Below are 13,365 nucleotides of genomic sequence, written 5' to 3'. Positions count from 1 at the left end.
CTTCTTTCTATTTTGCTAGTGACCGGGAACGGATGGTGAAGATATGAACAATGAGTATTTGCACCGAATTCTGCGCTTCTTCCTCATAGTATGTTTATTTTCCATTGTCTTACTTGCCTGTTTTTTTCTTTCCAAAGTGACGTACCCTTTTATCCTTGGTGGAATCATCGCCATGTCGATCAATCCATTCGTTAACTTTTTAGAAGAAAAGGGTAAAATGCACCGGGGATTTGCCGTTTTTACAGCTCTTCTGCTTCTTATTGCCGCACTTGCAGGAGCGGTTTTGCTCCTGATGCGAGAAATTTTTTCAGGTTTCGCCTACTTGGCACATGTTCTTCCTGATTACAGTAAAACGCTGGTACAATACATGGAAATCTATTTCAAAAATAAAATCCTGCCGCTTTATAATGACATCAACCGCATGTTTAACAATCTCGACAACGGCCACCAGCAGACAATCATGAAAAATATCGATGAAGTCGGAACCCACATTACTACAACAGTCAGCAACCTGGCGCAGGATACCGTCAACCTGATTTCTGCTGTTCTTGTCAGTCTTCCAAGCCTTGTTTCTGTGCTCGTATTTTCAATTCTCGCTGCTTTTTTTATTTGCAAAGACTGGTATCGTCTTTCCGGATATCTCCGAAAGATTTCTTCCGATAAGTGGATAGCGAGTACCCGGACCGTCTATATCGAGCTCCGCAAAGCACTGTTTGGTTTTGCGAAAGCTCAATTGACGCTCATATCCATTACAGCCTTTATCGTATTAATCGGCCTATTGCTTCTTCGGATAGAATATGCCATTACGATTGCTTTGTTAATTGGTGCGGTGGACCTGCTGCCCTATTTAGGAACAGGAGCGGTATTCATGCCCTGGATCGCCTATACTTTTGTTTCCGGCAATTACCCGTTAACTGTCGGGCTTTCCGTCCTCTATGGCGTGGTCATCATCCAGCGTCAGCTGACTGAACCAAAAATCCTTTCCTCGAACATAGGGCTCGATCCTCTTGCCACACTCATTGTTCTGTTTGTCGGGTTCCAATGGTTCGGATTCCTCGGCCTTCTGATTGGACCAGCCTTCCTTGTTATCATCCGTGCCCTGCACCAGGCTCAGTTCTTTCATGAAGTGTATTATTTTATTAAAGGGAAGAGCTGAATTCGTTGAATGATTCAAACTGGAAGTAGTTTACCATAATCCTGTTTTGGCGGGTAAATGGGTGATTTTAGCGGGTAAATATTTATTTTGGCGTGTATTTCATTCGTTTCGGCGGGTAAATCACTCATTTCCGTGGGTATTCCACTATACCCCTCCCAGACCCCCGCCTAATTCCCCCCAAAAAGAAGAGAGCCTCCGAATGGATGCTCTTTTATCGTTTCCAATAGAAATTATACTGTCCGGACTTAATTTTCCGCTGAAAATAACGCAATAGCTGAACTTTAGCTATTGAACGCGTCGGCGGAAAAAGCAGCAGGAAGCCGAAAATGTCAGAGATGAACCCTGGGGTGAACAAAAATACGCCTCCCGCAAGAATACAGATACCGTCAATCAGTACGGTGCCTGGCACCTGGCCGTTTTGCAGCTGGCTCTGTGCATTTCTGAGAGCGTTAAGCCCCTCTCTCTTGGCCAGCCATGCTCCCAAAAGGCCTGTGAAAATGATTAATGCTACGGTAGGAATCGGGCCAATCAGATTCCCTACCCACACCAATATTCCTATTTCAGCGGCGGGTATGATCAGCAGCAATACAAATAAGATCCTGAACATAAAAGTTGCTCCTTTTAGAAAGGTTTCCATTTTGAAAATCAACAATTTGGATTAACAAAACCTAAGAAAAAAGAGAAGGATGGACTCCTTCTCTTTTTATGATAAATTATAGAACGTTTTTATGCCCGTCATAGATATCGCCTTTAGAAGCGTCAACTGTAATTTCCTGTCCGTCTTTTAGAAGCTTTGTAGCGTCTTGAAGGCCGACAATAACTGGTTTGCCCAGGCTGATGCCGACTACTGCTGCATGGCTGGTCAAACCGCCTTCTTCAGTAATGATCGCCGCAGCTTTTTCTATTGCTGACATCATTTCACGGTCTGTTCCGATGGTTACCAGGATGTCGCCTTCGTTAACGTTTGAAGCTTCTTCTGCATTTCGTGCAATAACAACCTTACCAGTTGCAGATTGCTGTCCGATGCCTTGTCCCTTAGCAAGTACATCACCGATAACGTGAACTTTCAGAAGGTTGGTCGAACCTGTTTTGCCTACAGGAACTCCAGCCGTAATTACGACTATGTTTCCATGTGCAACCAGGTTGCTTTCAAGTGAAGAATCGATTGCAATCTGGAACATTTCATCCGTAGTATTGGCTTTCTTCCCTTTAACAGGGTGTACTCCCCATACGAGTGATAGCTTTCTCATTACATCTTCATGGCTTGTCACCGCGATAAGAGGTGCCTTAGGGCGGTATTTAGAGATCATGCGTGCTGTCATTCCGCGTTCAGTCGCAGTGATCACCGCATCTGCTTCAAGATTTAAAGCTGTAAAGGAAACCGATTGAGAAATGGCATCGGTGATTGTTGTTTTGCTTTCCTTGCTGCGCTGAGATAGGATGTTTCGATAATCTAATGCAGATTCTGCACGTTTAGCAATCTTATGCATCGTTTGAACCGCTTCAACTGGATACGTTCCCGCAGCTGTTTCACCAGAAAGCATGATCGCATCTGTACCGTCAAAGATTGCATTAGCCACATCACTTGCTTCTGCACGTGTCGGACGAGGGTTGCGCTGCATGGAATCAAGCATTTGGGTTGCTGTGATGACAGGTTTCCCTAGTTCATTACATTTTTTGATCAGCATTTTTTGTACAAGAGGCACTTCCTCAGCAGGAATCTCCACGCCTAAGTCACCGCGGGCAACCATCAAGCCGTCAGATACTGCCAGAATCTCATCAATATTTTCGACACCTTCTTGGTTTTCGATCTTAGGGATGATTTGAATGCTTTGTGCATTGTTTTTTTCAAGGATCTCACGGATCTCTAGAACATCTGTTGCACGGCGTACAAAGGAAGCAGCGATGAAATCAATTCCCTGCTCGATACCAAACTCAATGTCCTTAGCGTCCTTTTCTGTAATACCCGGAAGCTTCACGCTTACGTTTGGAACGTTTACGCCTTTTTTATTTTTTAAAGTTCCGCTGTTCAAAATCTTTGTCGTGATTTCTTTGGAACCAACATGTGTAACTTCAAGCTCAATCAAGCCATCGTCAAGCAGGATTTTAGAGCCGACATGAACATCATCAACAAGTCCCGGGTAAGTTACAGAAATCTTCTGGTTTGTCCCCATTACTTCCTCCATAGAAATAACAAGCTCTTCACCTGACTGAAGTTCCGCAACTCCGCCTTCAAGTGTTTGTGTACGGATTTCCGGGCCTTTTGTATCTAAAAGAATCGCAACAGTCTTACCAAGCTTGGCAGACGCTTCTCTAATATTTTTGATACGCGCCCCATGTTCTTCAAAATCTCCGTGGGAAAAGTTTAAGCGAGCCACATTCATACCTGTTTCAATGAGCTGTGTTAACTTCTCCACACTTTCACTTGCAGGTCCTATCGTACAGACTATTTTTGTTTTACGCATGGGTCTTCCTCCTGTATTTTGCACTTCATAAAACATGCATTTAATTAAATTAGATAGATAGTTCTTGAGACAGACGATACATGCCTTGGTCGATCTGGTGTTTGCTTGCCAATACTTCTGTAATGTCATGATCTACCAAAACATTTTTTTGCACACCAACTGTTCGCCCGGCTTTGCCTTCGAGCAGCAATTCAACAGCTCTGGCGCCCAGACGGCTTGCAAGCACACGGTCAAATGCCGTAGGAGATCCTCCGCGCTGGATGTGCCCCAACACCGTAACCCGTGTCTCAAGGTTTGTTTTTTCTTCGATCTGCTTGCCGATCTCAACCCCGCTGCACACACCTTCAGCCACAATGATAATACTGTGCTTCTTGCCACGTTCAATTCCAAGTTTCAATCGATTGATAATCTGTTCCATTTCATGCTTTTCTTCAGGTATAAGAATGGATTCTGCGCCATCGGCAAGACCAGCCCATAAAGCAAGGTCCCCCGCGTCACGCCCCATAACTTCAATAACATAGGTTCTGTCATGAGAAGTTGCAGTATCACGAATTTTATCAATCGCTTCAATGATCGTGTTTAAAGCAGTATCAAATCCAATGGTAAAGTCGGTGCCCGGAATATCGTTGTCAATCGTACCAGGAAGTCCAATCGTAGGATAACCGTGTACAGTGAGTTTCTTCGCCCCTTGGAACGATCCGTCTCCGCCGATCACGACAAGGCCTTCAATACCATATTTTTTTAACTGTTCAATCCCTTTAGCTTGTCCTTCAGGTGTTTTGAACTCTTCACATCGTGCGGTACGAAGCATCGTGCCTCCTCTGTGAATGATATCCCCAACAGAACCAACCTCAAGCTTTGTAATGTTACCAGCGATTAATCCTGCATAACCATTGTATATGCCATAAACTTCAAGATCATGAAAAATCCCCTTACGAACTACAGCACGAATGGCAGCGTTCATACCTGGTGAATCTCCTCCACTTGTAAGAACCCCAATTCGCTTCATTTAATTTCCACCTCTCAAGTATTCTCATCTTATTAAAATATCATGTTCAAAACTTCAGCACAATAGACAACAAAAGACAAAAAATGCGCTCTCTCACTAGGGAGAGAGCACATTCCTTATTTCATCGCAATGGAACCGTTTACAAACGTAAATTGTCCCATTTTTTTGTATTTTTCATATCGCTGTTCAACAAGCTCTTCTTCTGACATTTTTTGGAGGTCGGAGAGTGATTGCTGTAAAACAGCATCGATACGCCTTGCCTGTTCAGCGGAATCATGATGGGCGCCGCCTTTAACTTCTTCGATCACTTCGTCGATTACACCAAGTTTCTTTAGATCAGGAGCTGTAATTTTCATAGACTCTGCAGCCAATTTTGCTTTTGTAGAATCTTTCCAAAGGATTGAAGCAGCTCCTTCAGGAGAAATAACGGAGTACCAGGAGTTTTCCAGCATATGAACATGATTCCCTACTCCAAGGGCTAAGGCCCCGCCGCTGGCTCCTTCACCGATGATGATGCAGATGATCGGTACAGTAAGCCCTGCCATCTCTATAAGGTTCCTTGCGATCGCTTCGCTCTGTCCTCTTTCTTCAGCTGACTTCCCGGGAAATGCTCCTTTCGTATCAAGAAGGCAAATGACCGGGCGGGAAAACTTTTCAGCCTGTTTCATCAATCGAAGAGCTTTGCGGTAACCTTCCGGATGCGGCATCCCAAAGTTTCTTCTGATGTTTTCTTTCGTATCTCTTCCGCGCTGCTGTCCGATCACCGTTACCGGCTGGCCATGGAACATTCCGATACCGCCGACAATGGCTTCATCTTCACCAAACAGACGGTCCCCATGAAGCTCAATAAAGTCTGTAAACAGGGAAGGGATGTAGTCTAGTGTTGTTGGACGCTCAGGATGGCGGGCAACTAGTACACGGTCCCATGGAGTCATATTCTCATACGTATCATTTTGAAGAGCGCTCAGCCTCTCTTCCAAAGAGCTGATTTCATCAGTTAAATCGATGCCTTTTTCCTGCATGAATGTCTTTAACTCAGCGATTTTCTTTTTAAGCTCTGTGATAGGACGTTCGAATTCTAATTCTCCGACCATGTCTATTCCCCCCTTCCTGAATGGATTTTTAATACTGTAGTCAATGTATCTTTCATTTCGTCTCTTGGAATAACTTTATCAAGCTGACCATGCTTAAGCAAGAACTCTGATGTCTGGAAATCTTCTGGCAAATCTTCGCGAATGGTCTGTTCGATGACCCTGCGGCCGGCAAAACCGATCAATGCCTTAGGCTCTGCAAAATTATAATCTCCAACCGATGCAAAGCTTGCGGAAACGCCGCCGGTAGTCGGATGCGTCATGACCGATATAAATAACAGTCCCCGGTCGCTCAGCTTTTTAAGTGCCACACTTGTTTTGGCCATCTGCATTAAGCTAAGAATTCCTTCCTGCATCCTGGCTCCTCCGGAGGCAGTGAAAATGAGAAATGGTATCTCCTTTTCAATGGCTTGTTCGATCGCTCGTGTAATTTTTTCTCCAACGACCGATCCCATGCTGCCCATCCTGAAGCGTGAATCCATGACAGCGATAACGGCCGGATAGCTGTTAATCGTGCCGTCACCTGTAACAACAGCTTCGTTTATCTTTGTTTTTTTTCTGTCACTGTCTAATTTTTCAAGATAACCCGGAAATTCAAGCGGGTTTACTGAGACCATATCCTGATCGTATTCTGTAAAGCTGCCTTCATCTACAAGGCTTCCAATTCTCTCATAAGAGGACATCGGATAATGATAGTTGCAGGATTGGCATACGAGCAGATTCTTTTTCAGTTCTTTTGTGTACATAATGTGTTTGCATTCAGGACACATGGTCATGAGTCCCTCAGGCACATCCTGTTTCATTTTTTCGGTTGGAATTGTGGCATATTTCTTCTTCTTGGCGAAAAAATCCTTTAACAAAATAACACCACCTATACTATAAACTTAATGTCACAATTCACTAGACATTAGCTGAATGACTTTCTTGCTGTCCCCGTTTATTAAATGCTCCACAATCTGTGAGCATTCCCCTGAGTCAAGAAGAAATGTATTCCCATGCAGCGATGAACCATAACCGGACAATTCAATCCAGAGCCTGTAAAGCAAATGATTATCGCATAATTTAATCACAGTATCCTTAAATTGATAAGAAAGCTGCTGAAGTTGATTGGGATGATCCACTTCGTTTATTTGTTGAAGCAAATCGTTCAGGCTTTCAACATCTGCATCATTGATTCGTTGTACAGCAAGTTCTATACAATCACGGATGATAATCGATTTTGTTTCTAAGAGATCCTGCTTCGCTTTTTTGTCGTGCAAAATAAACGAAGCAAGAACCTCTACAAGCCGGTGGCCTGTAGCGGGCTTTATGAACGTGCCCTCTCCCCTTCTCGTTTCAATCAGTCCAAGAAGCTCCAGAGACCTTAAAGCTTCTCTTACGGAAGACCGTCCAACATGCAGACGGTCTGTGAGTTCACGTTCTGACGGCAGCTTGTCACCGGCCTGAAGGTTATCTTCTTCAATAATCGTTTTAATCTTCTTTATGATCTCAACATAGACTTTTTCAGATGTTCCTGACAACTGTCCAGCCTCCCCTGAGAACCTTTTATTCTTTTCCAATCAATGAAAGCTGCATCGTTTTTTCAGCAATTTTCTCAGGATCTACTTTAATCCGTGCAACTCCTGTTTCCATAGCTGCTTTGGCAACGGCTGCTGCAACAGCAGGCGCAACACGCGGATCGAATGGGGCCGGAATCACATAATCCGGATTTAATTCACTTTCGGCAACAAGATTAGCAATCGCGTTAACCGCGGCAATCTTCATTTCTTCGTTAATGTGCGTTGCTCTTACGTCAAGAGCACCCCGGAAAATCCCTGGAAAGGCTAGCACGTTATTAACCTGGTTAGGAAAATCGGAACGACCTGTACCAATTACCATCGCGCCTGCTGCTCTGGCGTTCTGTGGCATAATTTCCGGATTCGGATTAGCCATCGCAAAAATGATTGGGTTCTCATTCATGGAACGGATCATCTCTTCAGTCAGTGCTCCCTCAACGGATACTCCGACGAATAGATCGGTTCCGTCAATAACCTCTTTAAGTGAACCTTCTTTTTTGGAACGATTAGTAAACTTGGCCACTTCGCTTTTTACACTGTTCATTCCAAAAGGACGGCCTTCGTAGATCGCACCTTTAGTATCACACATCACGATGTCTTTTACACCGAAACGGTCCAGCAGCTTTATGATAGCGATACCTGCAGCTCCGGCGCCGTTAACGACAACTTTAATCTCTGACATCGAACGATTAGAAAGTTTAAGTGCGTTAACGAGACCTGCCAATGTAACGATCGCTGTACCATGCTGATCATCATGGAAGATCGGAATATTGGTCTCTTTTTTCAGACGTTCTTCCACAAGAAAGCAGTTAGGGGCTGCGATATCTTCCAGGTTTACACCGCCGAATGTAGGCTCAAGAAGCTTTACGGTCTCAACAATTTTATCCACATCTGTTGTGTTCAGACAAATCGGAAACGCATCTACGCCCGCAAAGCTTTTGAAAAGAACTGCTTTTCCTTCCATGACCGGCAATGCTGCTTCCGGACCGATATTTCCCAGTCCGAGAACAGCTGTACCATCAGAAACTACAGCAACAGTATTGCCCTTCATCGTATATTCATAGACCTTGGATTTGTCATCATAGATATCTTTGCACGGCTCTGCCACTCCCGGAGAGTAAGCAAGACTCAAATCCTTTGCATTTCTGACAGGAACTTTAGGAGTAGATTCCAGCTTTCCTTTGTTCACTCTGTGCATATGCAGGGCTTCTTCTCGTAAAATAGACATCATTTCATCTCCTAATTTTATTAAGTTAAGTAATATCAAATGGTTTGGTGAAGCAATGTCCTTAATTGGCAATGTGTGCTTATATCCATCATAAAACAATCTAATTGGTGGTCAGACCACCATTCATTGACTTATTTATTATAACAGATGCATGCAGGCTGTAAAGACATTACTTCCCTTTTAAAACCACGTTTTCAGCCCCAATAAGCTCTTTAATTTTCGAGAGAAGCTCTGTGGTGGGGGCAATCAATTGGGATAGCTTTACGCTTTTGCGGTCCTGTTCATAATACAGAATGACTTCGGCATTTCCATGGCTGGAACGCAGAAGATCCTTGAGATGATTCAAGCGGGCAGAAGAGGGATTCTCTTGTATTTTTAAATACAGCACTTGCTGTAGTTCTTGAACTTCTTCACGTTCATTGAGGGAGGAGAGCAGTCCCGCTTTATTAAGCAGTACCTGCCTTGCTCCTTCCTTCTCCTCAAGAGTACCTTCAACTAGCAGAAATTCACCTTTTTGCAAAAGGTCGTGATAGGCTTTGTAAACCTTAGGAAAGGCGACAAATTCTATTTCTCCAGACTCATCGCTTCCCGATAAGAAAGCCATCAGTTCGCCTTTTTTCGTCTTAATGGTTCTTGCTTTGGTCACCATGATGCCTAAACGTACTGCGGATTTGGCACTTTGCCTTAGCGCCTGCCCGATCGAAACGGCACTGAATCTGCCAAGGACAGGCTGATATTTTTTCAGAGGATGGCCGGATAAATAAAACCCGAGCGCCTCTTGTTCAAACTTCAAGCGTTCTGTCTCTTGAAAAGGAGGAACTTCCACATATTCCGGCTTCCTGATGCTGTCCTGTTCTTCAAACAGCTGAAATTGATTTTCTTCACGATAAGCCTGCACTCTATCTCCATACTCTATCGCCCGGTCCAAAGAGGCGAGAAGACAAGCTCTATCCTGTCCAAAATCGTCAAGCGCTCCCGCGAAGATCAACGATTCGAGCGTGCGCTTGTTTACAGCCTTGGCAGGAGAAAAGGCACAAACATCGAACAAATCGTGAAACGGATGCTGTTCCCTTGCGGCAATAACATGTTTAATTGCTTGATAACCGGCGTTTTTTATGCACAACAGACCAAATCTAACACAATCTCCTTCAACAGTAAAATGGAGAAAACTGCTAATAATCGAAGGAGGCTTTACCGTGATGTTTTTCTCTGCACATTCTTTAATGTATTGTTCAATTTTTTCAGGATTGCCGGTGACGCTTGATAATAGAGCGGCCATAAAGTAGAGCGGGTAATTGGATTTTAGATAAGCAAGCTGGTAGGCGATGACACTGTATGCTGCAGCGTGGCTTCTATTAAATCCGTAATCCGCAAACCGGACGATTAAGTCATAGAGGCCGTTAGCGGTATGTTCATCATGTCCTTTTGTTAGACAGCCCCGCACAAAGTGCTCCCGTTCCCGATCGAGTACATCCCGCTTTTTTTTACTTACCGCTCGCCTCAGAAGGTCAGCTTCACCAAGAGAGAAACCTGCCATTTCCGAAGCAATTTTCATGATCTGTTCTTGATAAACGATAACTCCGTAAGTGGGTTTCAGGATCGGTTCAAGATCGGGATGGCGGTACTCCACACTGCGCTGTTTATGTTTTCCGGCAATATAATCCGGGATGTTCTGCATAGGACCCGGCCTGTAAAGCGCATTTACTGCCACGATGTCTTCAAATTCTGTCGGCTTTAATTGCTGAAGCACCCTTCTCATCCCGTCTGATTCCAGCTGAAAAATGCCAGTCGTATCTCCTTTGCTCAGCATTTCAAATGTAGATGAATCATTAAAAGGAATTTCGCTAAGATTGATCTTCCTTCCTGTTCCTTTCTGTACCAGCGAGCATATTTCTTCCAGCAAGGTAAGATTTCTCAGTCCAAGAAAATCCATCTTCAGCAGTCCGATCTCTTCAAGCCATTCCATGCTGAATTGAGTCAGAGGAATTCCTTCATTTCCAGCCTGCAGAGGAGTGTATTCGGTTAACGGCCGGCCACTGATAATAACGCCCGCCGCATGGGTGGAAGCATGACGGGGCAGCCCTTCGAGCGTGCCTGCAACTTCAAGGAGTTTTTGGACCTGCGGTGATTCTTTTATCAGCTTCTGCAGTCCGAATGATTCCTCTGCTGCCCTTGACAGGGTCATCCCTGGACGAGAAGGAATCTGCCTGGATACCGAATCCACCAAGTTTCCCGGCAAATTAAGCACTCTTGCTGTATCACGGATCGCTGCTTTTGCCGCGAGTGTCCCAAACGTAATAATCTGTGCTACACGCTCATTCCCATACTTTTCTTTTACATATTGAAGCACTTCATCTCTTCTGATGTCCGGAAAATCAATATCGATATCGGGCATCGTGACCCTTTCAGGATTTAAAAACCGTTCAAACAGGAGATCATGCTTAATCGGGTCAACGTCCGTAATACGCAATACATAAGCTACGAGCGACCCTGCTGCTGATCCCCGCCCCGGACCGGTTATCATTCCTGATCCATGGGCAAATTTCATAAAATCCCAGACGATTAAAAAGTAATCATCGAACTTCATCTTATGGATAATGTCCAGTTCATAATTGAGCCGTTGAAGTACCCTTTCATTTGTTTCACCGTATCGTACTGCGGCACCCTGCAGACAAAGCTCTCTCAAATATACTGAAGAAACAGTGCCTTCAGGAAGTGGAAACTCGGGAATCAGCTGCTGGCCGAACGACAATTCCACATTACAGTCGGCAGCAATCTTCGCGGTTGTTTCAATGGCACCAGCCAGATGAATAAACCGCCGTTGCATTTCCTCAGAAGAGATCAAATAGAACTCCTCTGTCGGCAGAACTTCCCGCTCTGATTCATTGAGCTTCTGCCCGTTCTTGATGCAGAGCAGCACTTCGTGTGATTCGGCTTCTTCTGGATGAATGTAGTATGTTTCATGGGTGGCTGCGAGAAGAATATTTTCTTCTTTCGAAAAATGTTCAATCTCAAAATTTATATTTTTTTCTTTTCCTGTTCCATGGTCCTCTACCCCTAGATAAAAATGAGGACCAAACCAATTCCGGTATAGCCGGCAAGCCTCTTTCGCCCTGTCTTCTTCTCCCCTTGCGATAAACTGCTGAATTTCTCCTTCTGCTCCGGAAGAAATGGCCAGAAGCCCGCCATTATGGCCCTTCAGCACGTCTTTTTGCAATGCGGGCACCGCAGACGTTTCTTGCATGAGTTTCGTGCTGATCTTCAATAAGTTCTGATATCCTTCATTATTTCTGGCGTAAAGCAGGAGCCTGCCGATCTCCGGTTTTTGCCGTTTGTCAAACACTGGGCTGAGCAGGAGATTTACCTCAAGCCCAATAATCGGTTTGATGCCCTGCTTCATACATTCTCTATAAAAAGGGATAACCCCGTACATGTTCAGCTTATCCGTGATGGCAAGAGCACGGAATCCAAGTTCCTTTGCCCGATGAATAAGCGGCTTCAGCCGGCAGGAACTTTCAAGCAAACTGTATTCTGTATGTATATGCAACGGAACAAATGTCATTGCACCACTTCCTAACATCTCATTTAATTCTTATTATAATACATCATCCTAACGTATAGAAAACATGCATATTCCCTTCAGCGTGTCCATAAAAATAATACAAAAGGGAGGATGGCGTATGAGGGATTTTCTGTCCACGATCATTATTACTTTTTTTATTGCATTCGGCGTCATTCTTGGAGGAGCCATCATCGGCGGCCTTGCTTCTTTTCTTGTTGGAAAAGCCCCCTTGATGGAAACAGTCGACCTGGCCAAAAAGCTGAAGATCTGGGCAATTGTTGCTGCAATGGGCGGTACGTTTGATACCATAACAAACTTTGAGCGCAGTTTTTTAAACGGTGCTACCTATGAAATTGTGAAACAGCTGGTCATCATTTTCATCGCGATGGCAGGTGCCAACACAGCGATGCTGCTGCTGCAATGGCTGACTCAAGAGAATTTGAACTAACATGAGAATTCCTCCTTATTTCAACCGAAAAGGCTATCAGCGTTTCTTTTCAGGAATAATGCTGGGATTCATTATCGGATGGCTCTTTTTCTTAATGCAGTACGGTATGACTGTTGAACATTACGTCAGCACGATAAAGGAACAATCCCATCATATCGCTGATCTTAAAGAGCAGATCGCCCAGTGGAAGAGCACCTATGAAAAAAGCAACGAAGACAATGAAAAAAAGCTGCGCGTACAAAAAATAAAAGTATTCGTCACCAACAATCAAACACTTAAACTTTCACAATTAACGATTTACGAGATCTCTGAATCTGTGCAGGATCAGCTTGAAAACCTGCTTGGAGAAGATATTGAATCCATTTATAAAACGCGGATGCTCCTCTATAAGGCGATTGAAAACAAGAACTATGAAGTTGATGGCGAAAAATACAAAGTTGTCGTGGATCAGTTATTTTTATACACAACCGTGGAAGTTCATGTGAAAATCATACCCGAAGGATGAACCGGCATGTCCTGAAAATAATCCAGTTTTACTGTTTTGTGACAATTCAAACAATCTGATAGCATTTTTATGAAGGATTGTTTAAAATATAAGAAAAGAAAGCAAGACAGAGGGGGTATTTTGCTTGATTATTAATCGTAAAGAAATCGCGCGTGAGCAGGTCAAAAAAATACAGAACGGTTTTTCTGCCTTTGCCGAAACAAAAGAAGTAGCCGAACTCATAAAAAAAGAACTGATGAAGCTGAATATTCCCGTTCATGAAGATGTGACGGATATCGGTTCATGGTTCATCCCGGAAAAATCCTAAACATGAAGACCCTGACTAGCAGGGTCTTTTTGTTTGTT

The 13,365-nt window shown here is 44.0% G+C and carries 12 protein-coding genes; 4 read left to right on the top strand and 8 right to left on the bottom strand.

Features of this window, described 5'->3' with window-relative positions:
• The first annotated feature begins 43 nt into the window (after positions 1 to 43).
• Entirely contained in the window at positions 44 to 1,156 is a 1,113-nt protein-coding gene (ytvI, locus tag OKX00_RS07605; protein WP_265409999.1) for a sporulation integral membrane protein YtvI, read from the top strand.
• Positions 1,157 to 1,367: 211 nt separating this feature from the next.
• On the opposite strand, the gene OKX00_RS07600 is transcribed toward ytvI, so the two are convergent.
• The 8 genes from OKX00_RS07600 to OKX00_RS07565 form a co-directional block, all read right to left on the bottom strand.
• Positions 1,368 to 1,763 (bottom strand): FxsA family protein, encoded by a 396-nt coding sequence (locus tag OKX00_RS07600; protein WP_053357586.1) that lies wholly within the window; start codon positions 1,761 to 1,763, stop codon positions 1,368 to 1,370.
• Between the two features lie 106 nt (positions 1,764 to 1,869).
• Complete coding sequence (pyk, locus tag OKX00_RS07595; RefSeq protein ID WP_265409998.1) at positions 1,870 to 3,621, bottom strand: pyruvate kinase; 1,752 nt, start codon at positions 3,619 to 3,621, stop codon at positions 1,870 to 1,872.
• Between the two features lie 49 nt (positions 3,622 to 3,670).
• Positions 3,671 to 4,630, bottom strand: coding sequence for a 6-phosphofructokinase (gene pfkA, locus OKX00_RS07590; protein ID WP_265409997.1), 960 nt, complete (start codon positions 4,628 to 4,630; stop codon positions 3,671 to 3,673).
• Positions 4,631 to 4,746: 116 nt separating this feature from the next.
• Entirely contained in the window at positions 4,747 to 5,724 is a 978-nt protein-coding gene (locus OKX00_RS07585) for an acetyl-CoA carboxylase carboxyltransferase subunit alpha (RefSeq protein ID WP_265409996.1), read from the bottom strand.
• A 2-nt stretch (positions 5,725 to 5,726) separates the two neighbouring features.
• The gene (accD, locus tag OKX00_RS07580; RefSeq protein ID WP_053357582.1) at positions 5,727 to 6,581 is read right to left on the bottom strand and encodes an acetyl-CoA carboxylase, carboxyltransferase subunit beta; all 855 of its coding nucleotides are present in this window, start codon (positions 6,579 to 6,581) and stop codon (positions 5,727 to 5,729) included.
• A 30-nt stretch (positions 6,582 to 6,611) separates the two neighbouring features.
• Positions 6,612 to 7,241: a FadR/GntR family transcriptional regulator gene (locus OKX00_RS07575; protein WP_265409995.1), complete on the bottom strand. Its 630-nt coding sequence runs from the start codon at positions 7,239 to 7,241 to the stop codon at positions 6,612 to 6,614.
• A gap of 25 nt (positions 7,242 to 7,266) precedes the next feature.
• Positions 7,267 to 8,505, bottom strand: a complete 1,239-nt coding sequence (locus tag OKX00_RS07570; RefSeq protein WP_053357580.1) for an NADP-dependent malic enzyme — start codon at positions 8,503 to 8,505, stop codon at positions 7,267 to 7,269.
• Between the two features lie 169 nt (positions 8,506 to 8,674).
• Positions 8,675 to 12,067: a DNA polymerase III subunit alpha gene (locus tag OKX00_RS07565; RefSeq protein WP_265409994.1), complete on the bottom strand. Its 3,393-nt coding sequence runs from the start codon at positions 12,065 to 12,067 to the stop codon at positions 8,675 to 8,677.
• A gap of 118 nt (positions 12,068 to 12,185) precedes the next feature.
• Here OKX00_RS07565 and OKX00_RS07560 point away from each other — a divergent pair, with 118 nt between their 5' ends.
• The 3 genes from OKX00_RS07560 (at position 12,186) to OKX00_RS07550 (ending at position 13,327) form a co-directional block, all read left to right on the top strand.
• Positions 12,186 to 12,515, top strand: coding sequence for a YtrH family sporulation protein (locus OKX00_RS07560; protein ID WP_053357578.1), 330 nt, complete (start codon positions 12,186 to 12,188; stop codon positions 12,513 to 12,515).
• Between the two features lies 1 nt (position 12,516).
• A complete protein-coding gene (gene ytrI / locus OKX00_RS07555; protein ID WP_265409993.1) occupies positions 12,517 to 13,020 on the top strand; it encodes a sporulation membrane protein YtrI in 504 nt (167 codons plus the stop codon).
• Positions 13,021 to 13,144: 124 nt separating this feature from the next.
• Positions 13,145 to 13,327, top strand: a complete 183-nt coding sequence (locus tag OKX00_RS07550) for a YtzJ family protein (protein WP_053357576.1) — start codon at positions 13,145 to 13,147, stop codon at positions 13,325 to 13,327.
• The last annotated feature ends 38 nt before the right edge of the window (positions 13,328 to 13,365 follow it).

The sequence above is a fragment of the Fictibacillus sp. KU28468 genome (genome assembly GCF_026153615.1).
Lineage (GTDB): Bacteria > Bacillota > Bacilli > Bacillales > Fictibacillaceae > Fictibacillus_C > Fictibacillus_C marinisediminis.
Note: the sequence above shows the minus strand (reverse complement) of the source record. Positions and strands in the feature narration are given on the sequence as shown.